We start from the raw sequence: 20009 nt of genomic DNA, 5'->3' as shown, positions 1-20009 counted from the left end.
ACTCCCTATTTTTTGTCCTTCCTATTCTCTCAAAGCATTGTCCCCTGAAGCTTTGAGTCCCCTTGTCACCCGCTAAGGTACCGATGAGTCAGGGTGTTGCCCCTGAAGCCCGATCCCTACTCGCCCTGGTTAGCTCGGTGCTGAATCACCGCCTGGCGAAATCCCAAGACCACCAAAATATTCGAGAGGGTCAAAAACGCCTCGGCACCCCCGTGGAGCCAGTCTACATTGGCCAATTCCTGATGTAGGCCCACTTTGGCATAGATTCCCACTGGAATGGTCACTGCCACGAATACCAGCAGTACATAAAAGCCAATCAGGGCTAATCGAGGGGTGGACTTGGTGCGAGTGATAAACCACAAGAACCCCAGGTAGGGGAAGAGGGACATGGCGAAGAGGGTGTTTTTGTCGAGCATGGGGGAGGTGGGGAGGTGGGGAGGGGGGGAGGGGGGGAGAGGGGGAGGTGGGGAGGTGGGTGTTGGGTGTTGGGTATCGGGTTTGCGGTTTAGGGTTTGCGGTTTGCGGTACGGTCTCTAGCACCTAATACCTAATACCTAATACCTAATACCTAATACCTAATACCTAATACCTGACACCTGTCACCTATCACCTGAAACCTGTCACCTGAAACCTGTCACCTATCACCTTCATCCTTCTGCCTCCACTTGCCCTTGCCGCCAGATCCACCAGGCGGCTAAACACAGGGTGCTGTTGCCGACGACGGTCATGGCGGCTTGGACGGTTACGAGCCAGTCGAAGGCGGGGGCGTTATCGAAAAAGTGCCAGGTGCAAGCAGCCATAGCGCTCACCAGGGCTGGGAACATGCCAAGGGCGAGCCATCGCCACACGGGCTGCTGGGTGACGATCGCGAACTGCCAGATAAACCACATGGCGGCCATCCACTCCAGCACGCTTGAGATATGGATCATCCAGGTGGGCAGGGATAGGGCATGCATGAGGCACAGGGAGTAACAACAGCCTCTATTGTAGAGAGGTCGGATCATGCGTACAACAATCTACCCCTAGGGCAGGACAGATGCGAGCGGTTCTTTGCGGCTACTATGGCATGGGCAATGGCGGTGACGAAGCGTTGCTGGCCACGCTGTTGCAAATGCTGCCGACTGGGGTAACGCCTGTGGTCCTGTCGGGCAATCCTGTGGAAACGGCCCAGCGCTATGGGGTAGAGGCAGTACCCCGTAAACATCTGCGGGCGGTGATTGGGGCTTTGCGGGGTGCCGATGCCTTGATTTGGGGTGGTGGCAGTTTGTTGCAGGATGCGACCAGTCTGCAAAACCCGCTGTATTACAGCGGATTGATGGTGCTGGCCCAGTGGCTGGGCCTGAAAACGGTGGCTTGGGCCCAGGGAATTGGGCCGTTGAACCACCAGGTTAGTCAATGGTTGGGGCATTATGCGTTGAGCCATTGTGATGGGGTTAGTGTGCGTGACAGTGGGTCGGCGGCTTGGCTGGCCCGCTGGCAGGTACCAGGGATACAAGCCCCTGACCCGGTTTGGGCACTGGCGGCGGCTCCTGTGGAGGGATTATGGGAGCTCCCGGCTCCCAGGGTGGCGGTGGCTCTGCGTCCTCATCCCTGGCTGACGGAATCGCGCCTGGACCAAATTACCCAGGCCTTAGGGGCGTTTCAAACAGCCACAGACACCTGTCTGCTACTGGTACCGTTTCAACCGGTGAAAGACTTGCCCATTGCCGAGTATATTCAGCCCCGCTTGCCAGGGCCAAGCCATATTTATACCCTGCGGGATCCGAGTCAGTTGAAGGGGTTGTTTCGGGGGGTGGAGATGACCATTGGCATGCGCTTTCATGCCCTGATTATGGCGGCGGCAGAGGGGTGCCGTTGTTTTGGTCTGAGCTATGACCCCAAGGTGAGCTATTTAATGACAGATTTAGACTTGCCAGGGTTTGATCTGAATCCTCAGGCCCTGTCTGCTGATTTAAGTCGTCGCTGGCCTCAATCTGTGGACCACATGGCTAAGGTTTGGATGGACACCTATGCAAACGGGGATCCGGTTTCCCCCGACCAAATTCAATCCCGCTATGATCGAGCGCTAATGCACCAGGATTTGCTACGAAGCCTGCTAGCGGTGCAACCTCAGGGATAGGGTAATGGCATTGCTACATGCACTCAGCGAATTTATGGAGGGAGGCGAGGTCAGCCAGGGCGATCGCGCTGACTACCACTATCTGGGCACCTGCCCCCGCACTGGCCAGCACCATACTTTGCCTCGCACAGCCTTGACCAAGGCGATCGCTCAGGGGTTAATGGCCCAACTGCCCCCAGCGGATATCACTGAAGGCAAGATGTACGGGGTGTTGCTAGGGCAAGACACCGCTGGTCAGCTCTGGGTGTTGAAGGCCTTTTCTGGGCTGTGGCGGGGCCAGCGCCAGCGGCCAGGGTGGGTGCCCCCCATTCCTGGACGAGAGCAAGTGGCGCTGCAAGAGGCCCAGACGCTCCACCAGTTGAGCCAGATCAAAGATCGACTGCTGACCCTACAGCATCTACCGGAGCGAGCCACCTACGCGCTCCAGGCGGCTGAGTTTACCCGGCAGCGCCAGGGGCTTAATGCTCAACACCGGCAAAATCGGCAACGCCGGGCCCAGCAACGGCAGCAGTGGCAGCAGCAGTTGAGCGGAGCACCCCTGACCCGCGCCTTGGCGGATCTAGACCAGCAAAGTCGCCGTGATAAGGCGGAGCTGAGAGCCTTTAAGCACAATCAGCGCCAAACTTTAGAGCCCCTAGCCATCGTGGTACAGAGGGCCGACCAGGACATTATCGCCCTCAAGCGTCGCCGAAAAGGCCTCTCCCAACAGTTGCAGGCCCAAATGCATCGGGTCTATACCCTGACGAATTTCGCTGGCGAGTCCCTAGCCATCCAGGACTTAGCCGCCCAGGGTAATCTGCCCACCGGTACTGGCGACTGCTGTGCCCCCAAGTTATTGCACTGGGCCGCCCAGCAAGGGCTAAAACCACTGGCCATGGCCGAGTTTTGGTGGGGCCAACCCCAGGGGGATAAACAACCAGGACAATTCTATGGAGCCTGTACAGAACGGTGCCAGCCGATTATGGGGTTCTTGCTGGGGGGATTAGCGGCCCAGTTACCTGGGTCGGCTATTCCCTATTCCCTGGAACTGCCAGTTCTGTATGCAGACGAGGGGCTGCTGGTGGTGAATAAGCCACCAGGGCTATTGTCTGTACCTGGGCGATCTAGCGATCGCGCCGATAGCGTCTTGGCTCGCTTGCAGCTGACCCAGCCCGAGGGAGCGTTTCTGAAGCCGGTCCATCGCCTGGACCAAGATACCTCTGGGATTCTGCTGCTGGCCCGCACCGCAGCAAGCCATCGCCACCTCTGTCAGCAATTTCAGCAGCGCCAGGTGACTAAGGTGTATGACGCCCTGCTCGATGGGGTACCCCCCAGGCCAGCAGGGGTGGTCGATCTGCCCCTGTGGGGTGATCCGACCTGTCGCCCCCGACAATCAGTGGACTGGCAGCAGGGCAAACCCAGCATTACCCGCTATCAGGTGGTAGATCAGGAGACGGTAGCCCAGGGGACCACCACCCGAGTTACCCTCTACCCGCTGACTGGTCGGACCCACCAGCTACGAGTCCATGCCGCCCATCCCCTGGGGTTGAATGCGCCGATCCAAGGCGATCGCCTTTATGGTGTCTACTCCCCAGGGCAGCGACTTTGTCTCCATGCCAGCTACCTGAGGGTGAAGCATCCCCATACCAATGCCTGGATCGAGTGGATGGCTGACGCCCCATTTTGAGCCGACATCCACCCATCCACCCTACCCTGCGGGAAGCCGCTCCGCGTCTACCCCCATCTCCCCACCTCCCCACCTCCCCATCTCCCCATCTCCCCACCTCCCCATCTCCCCATCTCCCCACCTCCCCCATCCACCCCATCACTCCCCCTACCAATTTCGTTCCGTTATGTAACAACAGTTCCTGAGTTAACTAAAGAGGTACTTTATACTTCCTTCATTCATCGCGGTGGGCGATCGCGCCTCCATGGGATCACCCCTATAGCTGCGTTCTGGCTACTGCTCAACTCCGTTACCGATGAGGAAAGCTGGTGTTTAATCTACGAACGGCTCTCTTTGCCTTTGTATTGCTGGCCCTATTGCTGTTGGCAGGGCGCTACTTAAAACAAAAAATTGGTTGGTTTCAACGGCTTTATCTGCCTGCCTCGGTTGTGGCCGGGGTATTAGCCCTGTTGCTGGGGCCAGAGGTGCTGGGGTCGATTGTCACCGCCATCGCTGGGGAGGATACCCTGCTATCGGGGGGGCTATTTTCAGAAGACATTCGCACTGTGTGGTCCCAGTCACCGGGGGTATTTATCAACATTGTGTTTGCCGCCCTGTTTTTAGGGGAAACGATTCCCTCACCTCGGATGATTTGGCGACGGGCGGCGCCCCAGGTGGTGTTTGGCCAGACCCTGGCCTGGGGCCAATATGTGGTGGGAATTTTAGCCACTCTGTTGATTTTAGGTCCCCTGTTTGACATTAACCCGATGGCCGCTGCCCTGATTGAAATTGGCTTTGAGGGGGGCCACGGCACGGCGGGGGGGATGGTTGACACCCTGGACGAACTGGGCTTTGCCGACGGAGGTGATTTGGCCATTGGCCTGGCCACGGTGGGGATTGTGTCGGGGATTATTATTGGTACCGCCCTGGCTGACTGGGGGCGTCGCAAGGGCTATGTGGATACCGTCAGCCGCCGGGTGATGGAACCAGAGGAAATTCCGGATCTTAACGTGATGGCTGAAACCCCAGAAATCCGGCGGCGTCGAGCCCATCTGCTGCGCAACCTACTGATTGATCCACTGTCGATTAACTTTGCGATTGTGGGGGCAGCGATCGCGGTGGGCTGGCTGATTCTAGAAGCCCTAAAGTGGTTTGAATCGGTGACGTGGGCCGCTGATGGCGGGTTTGCGGTATTCCAATATGTACCGCTGTTCCCCCTAGCGCTAATTGGCGGCATTATTGTCCAGTCTCTCCTCAATCGCCTGGGGCTGAGCGCTCTGGTGATCCGGTCTATGACCCAAAATATTGCTGGGGTAGCCCTAGATGTGGTGGTGATTGCGGCGATCGCGTCTATTTCACTGCGGGTGATTGGCGGTAACCTGGGGGTGTTCTTAGTGCTCAGTGTGGTGGGTATCGCCTGGAACGTGCTGGTCTTCCTGTGGTGGGCCCCGCGGGTGTTCCCCACTTACTGGTTTGAGAAGGGCATTGGCGACCTAGGTCAGTCTATGGGGGTAACGGCCACGGGTATTTTGCTGCTGCGCATGGTGGACCCTGATAACAGCACCGGAGCGTTTGAGGGCTTTGCTTATAAGCAGTTGTTTTTTGAGCCGATTGTCGGCGGTGGTCTGTTTACGGCGGCGGCCCCAGCCTTGATCAACAGTTTTGGGTTGATGCCGACCCTGTTTTTGACCGGTGGCCTGCTGATATTTTGGCTGCTGGTTGGCTACTTTTTAATTCGCCAAGAGCGTCGTCGGCCTTCGGCCTCGGGCATTTAGCCTAGTACGCTGAGGCGGCAATAACCTACCGACTCGTTAAAGCGGGACCTGTGCTGTGACATGGAAGGCCCTTGCTGCCTTCTGCCTTTCCGTACTAGGAATGGACGTAGGACTAACTCTGAGGGAACATGGGGGTACCGGTATAGAGTGGGCTGACCCATGACATCCAATCACTCCGATGGTCCCGATAAGAACCCTGTTGTTCCCGATGGGGAAGAGGAGCACTGGCCGCCAGAGGGGCAAGCTAAAGAGGTGCGCGACACAGAGGTGCGCGACACAGAGGTGCGCGACACAGAGGTGCGTGACACAGAGGTGCGTGACTTAGTGAGCGACTCCGGGCAGGGTGAGGCTATTCCAGACCCAGAGACCCTGGAGAGCCCAGAGAGCCCAGAGAGCCCAGAGGAGGCTGAAACCCAGTCGGCCCAGTCACCTGAGATGGCTGAGGTCATGCCCACTGAACCATCAGCCTCCCCACTGGCAGCAGAGTCGCTCTCAGCGGCCGATAGGTCCCCTCAGACGCCCCTCGACCCAGGTTCAGCGCCCTCGACCGACCCAAACAATGATCCAGGTAATGGAGTGCATCGGTCCCTCCAGTCTAAAGGGCGACAGATCCTTGGCCAGACCCTGCTACTACTATCCGCTGGAATCCGCTGGGGCAAAAAAGGGGTGCGTTGGCTGCGATCGCAGTTGTCCCCCGCCTGGCAGCGCCGTCTCTCTGAAGAGGCCCTAGCCGCCCTGCTGTTGGGGGTATTGGTGGTGCTGCTAGTGCTATGGAACTCCCTAGGATCGGGGCGATCGACTACAACGGTGGCGGTTCCCAAGGGCGATGGCGCGGTCATGCCCTCAGAACCATCCACAATGGTTACTGCGGATGGTGGCGACAGCCCAGCGGTGGCGGATGATCTGACACCCCCAGCCCCCTCCCCAGACCAAACCATGATTGCCGATATCCAAGCCCAGGTCAGTGACCTCAGTCGGGCCTATGCCGCCGGGCTGATTCAGTCGGTGCAGGTGAACCTGGCCGACAGTGCCCTAGTGGTGAATATCAACGAGAGCTGGTACGGCCTGCTGCCAACCCAGCAGGATACCGTGGCCCAAGATATTTACGATCGGGCCCAGGGGTTAGACCTTGCCAACCTGCAACTCTGCGACCCTGATGGCACCGTAGTGGCCCGCGACCCGGTGGTGGGCAACCAGATGATTATTCTGCGCCGTCATCGACCGGGGGAGGCTGACCTATTGGCAACCTAAAGGCTAAGCTCTAGGGGTGCCTCTAGAAGGTTAACGGTAATGTTTGGCTGCTCTCGAATTTCGATCCGGGCTGGGCTGCTGGCCCTGGGGCTAGCGTTGGTCGCGGCCCTGCCAGCCACGGCGGCAGAGATATTTGTCAAGTTTGGGCCGCTCCTGCGGTCTGTGCGGGTCAGCTCCCTGGAGGCTCTGGCCCAGGACGACGTGATTGAATCTGACCTGGCCTTTTTTATTCGAGGGGTTGGGCTCTCAGAGACCGACGTTGAACAGTTTAGCCAAACCATTGTTCGCCCGGTAGAGGTGGATGGCGTCTTGCTCAGCCGCTTCTTCCATAGCGCCATTGGGGAAGACTTGCTCCGCCGCCTGGGCTCCGTCGTCCGGTTGCGCAGTGGGGCCAATGGGGAGCGGGCGTTGCGGGCGGCCCTGGTCAATGCCGCCCTGTCCGAGGAGGGCTTTTCGGCCCTGACTGTGTTGCGCCATCTGCCCACCAACATGCAGGTGGATGTGGCCGATTTGCAAGCGGTGGCCAGGGCGGTGACTGAGGTGGTAGAGGCCACCGAAGCCTCCATCGACCAACTGGCGACCCTGACGATCGCCCAGGCTCTGCAAGAACCCCCGGTCGACTACAGTACCCTGCCCGATTTGACACAGCCTGGCTCGCGACAGGTGGATATTCAACGGTTTGATTGGGTGGATGACCAACGCGATCGCGCCCTGGCGGTGGATATTGTCCGGCCTCGCACCTGGCGACCCGGCCAGGCCCCAGTCATGGTGTTTTCCCACGGGCTATCGGCGGCTCCAGAACAGCGCCATAGGTGGGCGTCTCACCTGGCCTCCCATGGAATCGTGGTGGTGTTACCCCAGCACCCTGGTAGCGACAGCATTCACACCGCCAATTTTCGCGATGGTCTGCGCTCCGACCTGTTTGATCTCCAAGACTTTATTGATCGCCCCCGCGACATTAGCTTTGTGCTCAACCAGCTGGAAAGCCTCAATGCCACAGCCTTTGACGGTCGGCTGGACCTGAGCCGGGTCGGGGTTGGGGGGCACTCCTTTGGCGGCTATACCGCCCTGGCCGTGGCCGGGGCCACCCTGGATTTTGACCATCTGGAAGCCGCCTGCGATCGCCGTTTTATCCACATCAATGTTTCCCTGCTGCTGCAATGTACAGCCCTGCAACTGCCGCGCCAGGATTATGATTTTCACGATCCTCGGGTGGCTGCCATTTTTCTGGTCAACCCGGTCAACAGCAGCATCTTTGGCCCCAAAGGCCTTGCCGCCATCGATGTTCCGGTGCTGGTGCTAGCCGGTAGCCACGACCCTGCCACCCCAGCGGTATTTGAGCAGCTGGGCACCTTTAACTGGTTTACCACCGACAGCCGCTCCCTGGGGATGATTGAAGGCCAGGCCCACGTGGACCTATCGGCTTTAGACGCTGGGCTATCTAACCTGATCAGTGGCATCCCCGGGTTAACCCTGGCGGAACCAGATGTGGTTGATCGCTACCTGAAAGCCCTGGGGCTGGCCTACACCGAGCGGTATGTGGCCGGGCGGGTCGACTACCGAGTGTTTTTGCGAGCCGCCTATGCCAACCACCTGAGCCAGACCGAACCCTTCCGGCTGTTGATGATCAACGCTGGGGATGCTATCGAACAAGAACTAGAGGCTCCCCTAGAGCGGCTGCCCCAGCTGCTGGAATAACCAGTACCTTCTAAAGCGTCTAATGCGGAGAATGTCCATGCCCACCTGGCCCATCCCCCCCCGGTTCAGTGCCCTCCCCCTGGGACTGGCCGGTTTACTGATCACAGCAGTGCCTGGTCAGGCTCAACTGTGTCCGGCCCAGTTAAGGCCAGCCATTGACCAGGTGCTGAGCCAGGCCCCTCTGGATACCGCCCATGTGGGCATCCTGCTGCAAACCCAGGCCCAGTCAGCTGGCGATCGCCGCACCCTATACGATCGCCAGAGCCAGCGGTTATTTACCCCTGCCTCGAATGTCAAGCTACTGACCACAGCGGCGGCCCTGCACCACCTGGGGCCAGACCATCGCTGGCAGACCACGGTCACCAGCACCCCTGGCCCTGGGGAACTGGCCGTCCTGCAGGTGAGCGGCCAGGGAGACCCCACCCTCACCGAAAATCAGCTGCAATCCCTGGCCCAGCAACTGTACAACCAGGGCATCACCCAGGTGAGTCGCCTGGTGCTGGACGACAGCTACTTCCCTGGACCAGCCACTAACCCCACCTGGGAATGGGGGGATGCCCAGTTTGCCTATGGAGCCCCAGCCAACAGCCTGATTTTGAACCAAAATGCCCGGCTGGTAGAGGTGACCCCCACCCAGGTGGGACAGCCTCTGGAGATTTCCTGGCCTGATGGCCAGCCCCCCTGGCCCACCCTTAACTACAGCCGCACCGTAGCCACCACCGACGCAGCCGAACCGGTCAGGCTATGGCGGGCTGGCCATGGCGACCCGATGCAGGCCACAGGGCAGATGGCGGTGGGGGCCGCTCCCCGGCGGCTGAATCTGGCGGTGCTCAACCCGGCCCAACAATTTGGTGTGGCGCTGCGCCAGGCCCTAGAAGCAGAGTCAATCACCGTGCTGCAAACCCTGATTACCACCACCACCGCGCCGTCCCCTGGCGATCCCTTGGCAACGCTCCAGTCGCCGCCCCTGGTCGAGTTGCTGGTGCCCACGAACCAAGACAGCAACAATCTCTATGCCGAGGTGCTGCTGAACACCTTAGGGGTGACCTATGGTAGCGATCGCCCCAACGATGCCACCCAGGCCGGTACTGCCGCCGTCAAAGCTCTGCTGGCAGACCTGGGGGTCAATAGCGCCCCCTTGCGCCTGGCCGATGGATCGGGGCTATCTCGCCATAACCTAGTCACTCCGGTGGCCCTGGTGGAGACCCTACAGGTCATGGCTTACCATCCAGACGCGGCGGTGTTTCAAGATTCCCTGGCCGTGGCCGGGGTGAGTGGTACTCTCCGCAACCGATTGACCAATACCCCCTTGCAAAACCGCGTACAGGGCAAAACCGGAGCCCTCACCGGCAATGTCTCTCTGTCCGGCTATGTGCAGCCGCCCAATTACGACCCCCTGGTGTTCAGCATGGTGATTAACCAGGCCAACCAGCATGCCAGCACCCTGCGCCAGGGGATTGACGAGGTGCTGCTGTTGCTGGGGCAGTTGTCGCGGGAGTGTTAGGGATGGGGGGATGGGGGGATGGGGAGATTGGGAGATTGGGGAGATTGGGGAGATTGGGGAGTTTTGAATTTTGAATTTTGAATTGAAACCGTAGGGTGCATTAGCGGTCGGGAGCTGACTATTGGTGGTCAACCTGGGACCGCAATGCACCGGAGCAGCCGGAGTCTGGGCATTGGTGGTCAACCTGGGGTTGCAATGCACCGGTCAGGGATTTTGAATTTTGTACACGTAACGTCTCCGAAGGAGAAATTTTGGACTCTTCCCTTTGCTACGCACGGGCTACGCCCTACGTTTTTCTGTTTTCGTTTTTCGTTCTTCAGATGCGTAGGGGCGGACCGATGTGTCCGCCCTGGCAGTGAGGAGGAATGCTACCCCAGCTTCAGATTAGGCAATCCGGGGGTCAACACCAACCCCACCAGGGCGAGAAAGACCAGAAATACCATGCCGCTGCGGAAGGCTCGCAGCCGTTCGGTACGGTAAGCCAGTTCAACCTGTTCACTGAGCTCCGGCGTGATTGTGGTCTGATCCAGGGCTTGGGCCAGCTGCGTATCGGAGACCAGTTGCACCCGGGTTTGCAACGAGGCGATGATGGCTGGCCTGGCCTCGGCTGGGATATCAGGGGAAGCCATCACGCGCTGTTGCAGGCCGCCTATCAGCGTTCCTACCATAATCGTCCCCACCAGGGCCACACCAATGGCGTTGCCCAACTGTTCAAAGGTGGCATTCAGGCCAGCGGTGGCGGTGGTATCGGCTTCATCCACCGTCGATAGAATTAGATTCAATATTTGGGAGGCGATCAGGCCCGAGCCGATACCAAAGATAATCCCCTGGGCGAGTTGGCTGGGGGTGGTCTCAATCCGGACTGTCGCCAGCAGTTGAATCAACCCTAGAATCACCAGCACGTAGCCCACCTGAATAATCCGCTTGGCTCGAAATCGAGCGGACAGTTGTGCCCCCGCGATCGCAAAAATCAAGATCGCGATTGACAGCGGCAGCAGGGCCAACCCCGTCTGCATAGCCGTGAACTCAAAGGTGAGCTGTAGCAGCAACGGCACAATAAAAAAGAACGCGGCCATCAGCCCCATGTGAGCAATGCGCACAGCGAAGCCCGAGGGCAGTCCCTGGGTAAGAAAGAGGGAGGGCTTAAACAAGCCCACGTTGCCCTGCCGTTCCAGGTGTCGCTCCCATAAGACCAGCAGCATCAGGATCACGATGCCGCCCCCCAACATAAACGGGACCACCGATAAGCCCAGCGGGGCGATCGCCAGGGCGCCAATCATCAAAGGCTGTTTAGCAATCCAGAAGCCGTAGGGCTGGGCCATCAAAATACTCAGCACCACCGTCGATAAGCCCAAAATGGAGAGGATCGCCCCCAGCCAATCAAACCGGGCAGGCTGGCGGGGACGGGAGCTCGGAATATATTGACTCAGCACCAGTACAATGATCACCACCAGCACCTCCAGGCGAAAGGCCCAGCGCCAGCTGTGAAAGGTTGTCAAGTAGCCGCCCAAAATCGGCCCAAGGGCTGCGCCTACAGCACTCACGGCACTGATAATGCCGTAGGCAAAGGCTAAATCTTTACCACTGTAGCGATCGCGCAGCAGATTTTGGATATTGGGAACCATCAGCGCCGACCCCAGGCCTTCCAAAACTGACCAACCTAGGATCAGCGTCACCAGTGAAGTACTTAAAGACGCTGAAAAGGTGCCAACACCAAAAATGCCGATGCCGATTAAAAAAGTGCGCTTTTTCCCCCAGCGATCGGCCAGGGTACTGCCAATCAGCATGAACGACGCCATCACCAGGGCGTAGAGCGAAATTGCCGACTGGATGCCGGTGACCGTCGTGCCCAGATCCGCCACCAACGCCGAAATCGATACATTCATCACCGTGGTATCCAACACCACGACAAACATCGACATCGCCAACAGTACCAGCAAGATCCATTTCTTCATGGCGGTTTTAATGCTCACATCAAACCTTGGCAAGCTTCAACCCTATTACTCAGCCAACCTAATTGCAATAGGGGCTAAGTACCAACGGATTGAGATGCAAGGTACGAAAGCTGCCTTGAAGTGAAGATCTTCTTTGCTCGGAAATCGTCTCAATAAATCTCAGGCACAAAAAACTGCTCGTTTTGGGGCGGGCGCACGTAATCTTGGGGCGCCTGGCTGCGGGGGGGCAGTTCCAGCGGATCTGGGGTCATATCCACGTAGGGAATTTTGCTGAGCAGGTGGCTGATGCAGTTGAGTCGAGCCCGTTTCTTGTCGTCGGCCTCGACAGTAAACCAGGGGGCTTCAGGAATATTGGTGTGGGCAAACATGACATCTTTAGCCTGGGAGTACTCGGCCCAGCGATCGCGAGACTCGAGATCCATCGGGCTCAGCTTCCAGCGACGGGCCGGGTCAATGGTGCGGGACTGAAACCGCCGCTCCTGCTCTTCGTCACTGACCGAAAACCAGTACTTCAACAGAATAATGCCAGACCTGACCAACATCCGCTCAAATTCGGGGCAGGTGCGCATGAATTCCTTGTACTGCTGTTCGGTGCAAAAGCCCATCACCTTTTCCACCCCGGCCCGGTTGTACCAGCTGCGGTCAAAGCAGACAATTTCCCCAGCGGCGGGCAGGTGGGCCACATAGCGCTGGAAGTACCACTCGGTTTTTTCGCGATCGCTGGGGGTCCCCAGGGCCACTACCCGGCATCCCCGGGGGTTCAGGGGCTCGGTGATGCGCTTGATAGTGCCCCCCTTGCCCGCTGCATCACGGCCTTCAAAGATCACCACAATCCGGGTACCAGAATGCTTCACCCAGTACTGCATTTTGACCAACTCCACTTGCAGCTGGGCCAGGGCCTTTTCATACTTTTTCTTAGAGAGCTTAGAACTACCCTCTGACTCAGACGTGTACCGACCGTGCGATCGCTTCGCTGATTGCGCTTTGGCTTGGGATTTATTTTTAGGGTCTTTTTTAGCGTCAGCTTTTTTGGCGTCGGCCTTTTTAGCCTTTTTGGCTTTCTTGCCTTTTTTTTCCTGCTTAGCTTTTTTCGGGCTGAGATCTGCGATAGCCTCTTGATGGCTATTCTGTTCAGCCATAGCGTTATTATCGGCTTTGGATTTAGTCGCCATAATCTTGCCCAGATAGGTATGGATTTTGATTGCCTGTGATCATAGGCTTTATCCCTGAGCAATAGAGTAGTTAACAGCGCAATACTTAACTTTTTGTTAATGCCCCATGACAATAGATGGGTCGATTAATCTGGGCTCTCCATCGATGCTTGAATCACTGAGCTGATGGCTTCTGCAACCATCGGGTTTGCCCAGTAACTGCTGTGGGCATCTCCCCCACTCAAGATGGGTAACAGTCGCTGACGGGTAAAGGGCAACAGATTACCCAGGTTTCTCAAACTCCGAGGAAAGGGATCGCTGTGAATAATGTCTTCAATGGCGACATAGCGTTTGCCAGATCCCTGCTGTAGCAATTGGGTGATAACCCCCTCTAGGGGATAGGCGATGGGGTCGCCAGGATGAGCGAAATTTTGCCAGGGCAAGGGCCGACCATTACGCCGGTCATAAAGATTTTTGATCAGTTCATTCAGGCTAGGGCTGAGATCGTGGCTGCTTTCTCCAGTCAGTTTGAGCAGGGTAAACAGGGCAATGGGCGACCCCAGGGTGTTAATGCTGGCCAGGGGAAGGCCCCCGTCAGGATTGGGATCTAGGCCAAAAAAAGCTCGGCGAATTTGTTGCACCAGGTCACGAATATCGGCGGTGCTGCCCTCGTCCAGACGGGGGTCTTCCCAACGACCGGCAAACAGGATGTCAAATAAAATGACTGTACCCCAGCTATGGGTGACCAAGTGCAGGCGATCGCCCCGTTCCGGGCGAGAATCCTTTAGTCCCTGGGATAACACCTGCTGATAAAAAGCCCGCACCACATTAGAGCCCACATGGCGGCTGAGGTAGAGGGCGGCATCACCAACAAACTCTAAAATTTGCTCGGTGCGAAAGTCACGGAACCAAAACTGTTTCCACTTCTGTTCCGAGCTTTCAAAGCCTGCCACCAACCTGGCCTGGGCTTCAACACTTTGATCGCCCCAGAAGAAAAAGATTGGTTTTATGGTGCGCTCAACACTACCGGGCGCTTGGGTAATGCCGGTCAGCAGTTGGGTGGCTGACTGCTGAAACTCGTCCCTATCTCTGGTTTTTACACCATGTACAAACAAAACATAGTCAGTGGGCATGGGGGCACTGGGTATGAGGATATGTTGGACTTCACACTGGGCTGCACATTCTCCGGATGTTGTCGATGATATTCACGCCGAATCGTTCGGCTAACGGCTTAAAACATATCTATTTTGCAATTTTTTAGGTAGGAAATATTCCGCTGTAATAATTTGAGAGTTTATGCCGTGTCACAATTGTAAGCATAGAGATTTATCTAGGTCAGGAGTAAACTCCTTGGTGGCGGTGGCCAAAGGAGCCCTGTCCCACGTTTACCCCTAAGGTCGTAATAATGTAGAGGAACTATTCGTTGAACTAATTCAATTTCTATGCGACTACTACACACCATGCTGCGGGTCGGCGACCTGGATCGATCTCTCAAGTTTTACTGTGATCTGCTGGGCATGCGCCTGCTGCGCAAGAAAGACTATCCCGGCGGCGAATTTACCCTGGCCTTCGTTGGCTATGGTGATGAGTCTGACCATACTGTATTAGAACTGACCTACAACTGGGGCGTAGAGGCTTACGATTTAGGCAATGCCTATGGCCACATTGCCCTGGGGGTCGATGATATTTATCAGACCTGTGATGACATCAAAGCCATGGGTGGTCAAGTGGTGCGCGAGCCCGGCCCAATGAAACATGGGTCTACGGTGATCGCCTTTGTGCAAGATCCCGATGGCTACAAAGTGGAACTGATTCAAATGGGGACATCCGCAGGCCATCGTGCTCCCAAAGCTCAGCCAGAAATGGCCGCTGGCTAGTCTTTGATATACTGAACGTCCAACTGTTACAAAACGCAAAGCCGCCTCGTCCGCCACGGAGATTATGCAGCCAACTGATCCGGACAAGTTTACCGCCAAAGCCTGGGATGCCATTGTGGATGCCCAGGATGTTGCCCGTCGCCTTAAGCATCAATATATGGAAGTCGAGCATGTGATGATCGCGCTGCTCGACCAGGAAGAAGATGGGCTGGCCCACAAGCTCCTGGGTAAGGCAAAGCTGGACTGTGACCTGATCTTGGATGAGCTGGAAACCTATGCCCAGCGGCAGGCCCGGGTGCGGGCGGCGGCAGACAACAACTTGTACCTGGGCCAGAGCCTCGATCGCATGTTAGATAAGGCCGAAGCCGCCCGCCAGAGTCTCAAGGACAAGTTCATTTCTGTAGAACATTTGCTGCTGGGCTTCCAGGAAGATGAGCGGATTGGGCGGCGCCTGTTTCGGGGCTTTAATGTGGAAGCCCCGGAGCTTCTGGCCGCCATTCAGGCGGTGCGCGGTGGCCAAAAGGTAACAGACCAAAATCCTGAGTCCCAGTACGAGGCGTTAGAAAAATACGGGGTTGATTTGACCCAGGCGGCTCGGGATGGCCGCCTAGACCCGGTGATTGGCCGAGATGACGAAATTCGGCGGGTGATTCAGGTGCTCTCTCGACGCACCAAAAATAATCCAGTATTGATTGGGGAGCCGGGGGTGGGTAAAACCGCGATCGCCGAAGCCCTGGCCCAGCGGATTATCAATGGGGAAGTGCCGGAGTCGCTGAAGGGGCGAACCCTGATCTCCCTGGACATTGGCGGGCTGATTGCCGGGGCCAAGTTCCGGGGAGAGTTTGAAGATCGACTGCGATCGGTGCTGCGGGAGGTCACTCACTCCGAGGGGCAAATCATTCTGTTCATTGACGAACTGCACACCGTAGTTGGGGCGGGGGCCACCCAGGGCACCATGGATGCCGGTAACTTGCTAAAGCCGATGCTGGCCCGGGGAGAATTGCGCTGCATTGGGGCCACCACCCTGGATGAATACCGCAAGCACATTGAAAAAGACGCGGCCCTGGAGCGACGGTTCCAGCAGGTCTATGTCGATCAACCCAGTGCCGAAGACACCATCTCCATGTTGCGGGGGCTAAAAGAGCGCTATGAAGTCCACCATGGGGTGAAAATCGCCGACAGTGCGCTGGTGGCAGCAGCGGTGCTGTCAGACCGCTACATCAGCGATCGCTTCTTACCTGACAAAGCCATCGACCTGGTGGATGAGGCGGCGGCCAAACTGAAGATGGAAATTACCTCCAAGCCGGAGGAACTGGAAATCATCGATCGCCGCTTGATGCAACTGGAGATGGAAAAGCTCTCCTTAGAAGCCGAAGACGATGGTAGTGCGGCCTACCGGGTGGCCCGCGATCGCCTCAGCCGCATTGAGCAAGAAATGGCTGAGCTGACCACCAAGCAAGAAGCCTTTAGTGGTCAGTGGCAGAGCGAAAAGCAAACCCTGGAGGCAATCAACGCCCTCAAAGAAGAAGAAGACCAACTGCGGCTGCAAATTGAACAGGCGGAGCGGGCCTACGACCTGAATAAGGCGGCCCAGTTGAAATACGGTCGCCTGGAAGCCGTCCAGCGGGAACGGGAAGCCAAAGAAGCCCACCTGCTGGAAATTCAAGCCCAGGGGGTCACCCTACTGCGAGAGCAAGTCACCGAAGCCGATATTGCTGAAATCGTCGCTAAGTGGACCGGCATTCCTGTCAACCGGCTGCTAGAGTCCGAACGGCAGAAGTTGCTACAACTGGAAGGGCACCTGCATCAACGGGTGATTGGCCAGGATGAAGCCGTCGCGGCCGTGTCTGCCTCCATCCGGCGGGCCCGGGCGGGGATGAACGATCCAGGCCGACCGTTGGGGTCGTTTCTGTTTATGGGACCCACCGGGGTGGGTAAAACCGAGCTGGCTCGGGCCCTGGCCGAATTCCTGTTTGACACCGAAGATGCCCTGATTCGCATCGACATGTCCGAGTACATGGAGAAAAACGCGGTCTCTCGACTGGTGGGAGCCCCTCCCGGCTATGTGGGCTACGAGGACGGCGGCCAGCTCTCGGAAGCGGTGCGGCGCCACCCCTACTCGGTGGTATTGCTGGACGAGGTGGAAAAAGCCCATCCCGACGTGTTCAACATTCTGCTGCAAGTCTTGGATGATGGCCGCATTACCGACGCCCAGGGCCACCGCATCGACTTCCGCAACACCGTGGTGATCATGACCAGCAATCTGGGTAGCGACTACATTTTGGAGCTGGGCGGAGACGACAACCGCTACGATGAAATGCGCACCCAGGTGCTCAAAGCCCTGCAGAAGCAGTTTCGCCCTGAGTTTCTCAACCGAGTCGATGACTTGATTCTGTTCCACTCGCTGAAGAAAGCTGAGCTGCGCAAGATTGTGGCCCTACAGATTCGCCGGGTGCAGCGACGTCTGGCCGACCAGAGCATTGGCCTGGAAATTTCCAAGACAGCGGTCGACTTCATTGCCCAAAGTGGCTACGACCCAGTATATGGGGCCCGGCCACTGAAGCGGGCGATCCAGCGACTACTGGAAAACCCAATTGCCACTAAGATCCTAGAAACCACGTTTGCCCCTGGTTCTGCCATCGTGGTTGGGCTTCAGGACGGGGAACTCGTGTTGGGTCACCGCCAGCCCGAGCCGCCTGAACCTGTCCCGGCCCCAGTGGAGGTACCAGCGAAGGTCGAAACCACCGTGGGTGGATAGCCTGAACCACCACCGCTAGACCGTGGCGGCGGTAGGGCAACTGTAAGCATGATGCTGTTGGTAGGAGACAACCATGGGATCCCCAGGGCAGGGCTCAGCCTCAACCCAGGCCTCGAAACCCCGACGCACATCGGCTTTCTTGCGGCTGATGACCATCCACTGGTGGATGGCTCGCCTGTTTGCGGTGATGTTTGTTACCGGTTGGGCCATGGTGCGCTGGCCCCGGACATGGAACTGGCAGGGGCAGCTGTATGACCTGCACAAATCCCTGGGGGTGCTGGCGATTATGCTGCTGCTGTGGCGAATCGTGGTGCTGTTACAGGTGTGGTGGCGCAAGTACACTAAGCGCACCCCGCCCTTTACCCTGGCCTGGGGCCGCAAGGTAGCGCTGCACACAATGCTGTATTTGTTTATGGTGGGGGTGCCCCTGAGTGGGGTGTTTTATTCCAACTCCATTCGGGCCGGGAATGTCAGCTTTTTTGGCCTGCCTGTGCCCGACCTGTTTCCGGCTGATTCTGCCCGGATTGACCTGGCCAGTAATCTCCATGTTTGGTTGGCCTACACGTTTGCGGTGTTTATTGGGCTACATATCTTCGCCCAACGCAAGGTGGTACGAGCCCACTGGCGACAGCTGCGAAAATGGTTTCAGCGTAAAGTCACCTAAGGAGATTTCTGAGAAAGACAATCCCGCTTGTTGTCAGCGATCGTGGCTTTCGTAGGGTGGGCATTGCCCACCACTCGGTAGAAAGTTTCCTAGAAGTCACCTAAGTCGCCGTGAGTCCAACCGATCAAACCCAAACACCGATTCTCTCGGCGTTACAAGCCAGTGCCCAACGGTCCCAGGCCGCTTTCTATGCCCCGGGTCATAAGCGAGGGCAAGGGGCATCTTCCCAGTTAAAGGACTTGTTGGGAAAAGAAACCCTGCAGGCCGATTTGCCAGAATTGCCAGAACTGGACAACTTGTTTGCCCCGGAAGGGGTGATTCTGGAGGCCCAGACCCTGGCGGCAGACGCCTTTGGGGCAGAGCAAACCTACTTTTTGGCCAACGGCTCCACCTGTGGGCTGGAAGCAGCCATTTTGGCCACCTGTGGGCCGGGAGACAAGATTATTGTGCCCCGTAATGTCCATCGTTCGGTGTTGGCAGGGTTAGTGCTGGCGGGGGCGATGCCAGTGTATGTGTCCCCCGACTATGCCCCAGATCTGGGGCTGGCCCTGGGGCTGGCTCCAGCCACCATCGCCGCCGCTCTGGAGCAGTATGCCGATGTGCGGGCAGTGCTGGTGGTGTCCCCCACCTACCACGGGATTTGTTCAGACCTGGGGGCGATCGCCGCCCTGGCCCACACCCATGGCGTTCCCCTGCTGGTGGACGAAGCCCATGGCCCCCATTTTGGCTTTCATCCCGCCTTGCCGCCCCCCGCCCTGGCCCAGGGGGCTGATCTGGTGGTGCAGTCTACCCACAAGGTGTTGGGGGCCTTGACCCAGGCCTCCATGCTGCACACCCAGGGCGATCGCATCGAGCAAGCCCGACTGCAAGCCGCCCTGCAGCTCACCCAGTCCACCAGCCCCAGTTACCTGCTGCTGGCCTCCCTTGATGCCGCCCGCCACCAGATGGCCACAGCAGGGCAGGCGCTGCTGGCACAAACCCTGGCCCTGGCCCGGGAGATGCGATCGCAGTTAGCCCCCCTTCCCGGACTGGCCGTGGTTGATCAACAGGCCCTGCAGCCATACCCCTCGGTGGCGGCTCTGGACCTGACCCGGCTGACCGTGGATGTCTCTGGCCTGGGCCTGAGCGGCCTGGAAGCAGACGATATTCTCCACCACCAGTTGGGGGTGACCGCAGAACTGCCGGAACTGCGACACCTGACCTTTATCGTCAGCCTGGGCAATACTCCTGCCGATGGTCAGCGCTGCATTGACGGCTTTCGGACCCTGACCCAACGGCAGGTTCAGCGGGGCAAAGAAGTGGTCCCCACGGCCCCACGGCCAGCCTATTCGGCCCAACCCATCAGCCTGCCCCAGGTCTCCCCCCGCCAGGCATTTTTCGCCACTGCTGTTACCGTCACTGCCACCGCCGCCGTCGGTCGCCTCAGCGCCGAAACCATTGCCGCCTACCCCCCTGGTATTCCTACTCTGGTGGCGGGGGAACCGATTACGGCGGCGGCCCTCCACCATTTAGTCACTACGAAACAGCAAGGGGGCTATGTAACCGGCTGCAGCGATAGTTCTTTGGCCACCTTGAAAGTTTTGCCTCTCTAAAGTGCCAGAAAAGCAGATTA

15 protein-coding genes are annotated in these 20009 nt (G+C 58.0%); 10 read left to right on the top strand and 5 right to left on the bottom strand.

Annotation, left to right across the window (positions count from 1 at the left end; all coding sequences use genetic code 11):
• Positions 1–116: 116 nt before the first annotated feature.
• Positions 117–416 carry a DUF3593 domain-containing protein gene (locus E1H13_RS19590; RefSeq protein ID WP_169615785.1) on the bottom strand — a complete coding sequence of 100 codons (300 nt, stop codon included), beginning with the start codon at positions 414–416 and terminating at the stop codon, positions 117–119.
• A gap of 231 nt (positions 417–647) precedes the next feature.
• Positions 648–956 carry a DUF2499 domain-containing protein gene (locus tag E1H13_RS19585; protein ID WP_169615783.1) on the bottom strand — a complete coding sequence of 103 codons (309 nt, stop codon included), beginning with the start codon at positions 954–956 and terminating at the stop codon, positions 648–650.
• An 80-nt stretch (positions 957–1036) separates the two neighbouring features.
• Here E1H13_RS19585 and csaB point away from each other — a divergent pair, with 80 nt between their 5' ends.
• From csaB to dacB, 6 genes are all read left to right on the top strand, one after another.
• Entirely contained in the window at positions 1037–2119 is a 1083-nt protein-coding gene (gene csaB / locus E1H13_RS19580) for a polysaccharide pyruvyl transferase CsaB (protein WP_169615782.1), read from the top strand.
• 4 nt (positions 2120–2123) lie between these two features.
• On the top strand, positions 2124–3785 hold the full coding sequence (locus E1H13_RS19575; protein WP_169615780.1) for an RluA family pseudouridine synthase: 1662 nt from the start codon (positions 2124–2126) through the stop codon (positions 3783–3785).
• Between the two features lie 308 nt (positions 3786–4093).
• Positions 4094–5539: a sodium/glutamate symporter gene (locus E1H13_RS19570; protein ID WP_169615778.1), complete on the top strand. Its 1446-nt coding sequence runs from the start codon at positions 4094–4096 to the stop codon at positions 5537–5539.
• A gap of 159 nt (positions 5540–5698) precedes the next feature.
• Positions 5699–6790 carry a hypothetical protein gene (locus E1H13_RS19565; RefSeq protein WP_169615777.1) on the top strand — a complete coding sequence of 364 codons (1092 nt, stop codon included), beginning with the start codon at positions 5699–5701 and terminating at the stop codon, positions 6788–6790.
• Positions 6791–6829: 39 nt separating this feature from the next.
• Positions 6830–8488: an alpha/beta hydrolase gene (locus E1H13_RS19560; RefSeq protein WP_169615775.1), complete on the top strand. Its 1659-nt coding sequence runs from the start codon at positions 6830–6832 to the stop codon at positions 8486–8488.
• Between the two features lie 37 nt (positions 8489–8525).
• Positions 8526–9992: a D-alanyl-D-alanine carboxypeptidase/D-alanyl-D-alanine-endopeptidase gene (gene dacB, locus E1H13_RS19555; RefSeq protein ID WP_169615772.1), complete on the top strand. Its 1467-nt coding sequence runs from the start codon at positions 8526–8528 to the stop codon at positions 9990–9992.
• A gap of 368 nt (positions 9993–10360) precedes the next feature.
• Here dacB and E1H13_RS19550 read toward each other — a convergent pair whose 3' ends face one another.
• The 3 genes from E1H13_RS19550 to E1H13_RS19540 form a co-directional block, all read right to left on the bottom strand.
• Positions 10361–11965 carry an MFS transporter gene (locus E1H13_RS19550; protein ID WP_169615771.1) on the bottom strand — a complete coding sequence of 535 codons (1605 nt, stop codon included), beginning with the start codon at positions 11963–11965 and terminating at the stop codon, positions 10361–10363.
• A gap of 131 nt (positions 11966–12096) precedes the next feature.
• Complete coding sequence (gene ppk2 / locus E1H13_RS19545) at positions 12097–13119, bottom strand: polyphosphate kinase 2 (RefSeq protein WP_206070720.1); 1023 nt, start codon at positions 13117–13119, stop codon at positions 12097–12099.
• A 125-nt stretch (positions 13120–13244) separates the two neighbouring features.
• Positions 13245–14231 carry a hypothetical protein gene (locus E1H13_RS19540; protein ID WP_169615769.1) on the bottom strand — a complete coding sequence of 329 codons (987 nt, stop codon included), beginning with the start codon at positions 14229–14231 and terminating at the stop codon, positions 13245–13247.
• Positions 14232–14540: 309 nt separating this feature from the next.
• Between E1H13_RS19540 and gloA the strand changes: the two genes are divergently transcribed.
• The 4 genes from gloA to E1H13_RS19520 all read left to right on the top strand — a co-directional run bounded on the left by gloA (position 14541) and on the right by E1H13_RS19520 (position 19989).
• Positions 14541–14975, top strand: coding sequence for a lactoylglutathione lyase (gene gloA, locus E1H13_RS19535; protein WP_169615767.1), 435 nt, complete (start codon positions 14541–14543; stop codon positions 14973–14975).
• 64 nt (positions 14976–15039) lie between these two features.
• Positions 15040–17733, top strand: a complete 2694-nt coding sequence (clpB, locus tag E1H13_RS19530; protein WP_169615765.1) for an ATP-dependent chaperone ClpB — start codon at positions 15040–15042, stop codon at positions 17731–17733.
• A 73-nt stretch (positions 17734–17806) separates the two neighbouring features.
• Positions 17807–18397, top strand: coding sequence for a cytochrome b (locus E1H13_RS19525; RefSeq protein WP_169615763.1), 591 nt, complete (start codon positions 17807–17809; stop codon positions 18395–18397).
• 110 nt (positions 18398–18507) lie between these two features.
• Complete coding sequence (locus E1H13_RS19520) at positions 18508–19989, top strand: aminotransferase class I/II-fold pyridoxal phosphate-dependent enzyme (protein ID WP_169615762.1); 1482 nt, start codon at positions 18508–18510, stop codon at positions 19987–19989.
• The last annotated feature ends 20 nt before the right edge of the window (positions 19990–20009 follow it).

Origin of the sequence: Nodosilinea sp. P-1105, from assembly GCF_012911975.1 — a bacterium.
In the GTDB taxonomy this organism is placed as follows: Bacteria; Cyanobacteriota; Cyanobacteriia; order Phormidesmidales; family Phormidesmidaceae; genus Nodosilinea.
The sequence above is the reverse complement of the archived record's forward strand: the minus strand, read 5'-3'. Positions and strand labels throughout refer to the sequence as shown.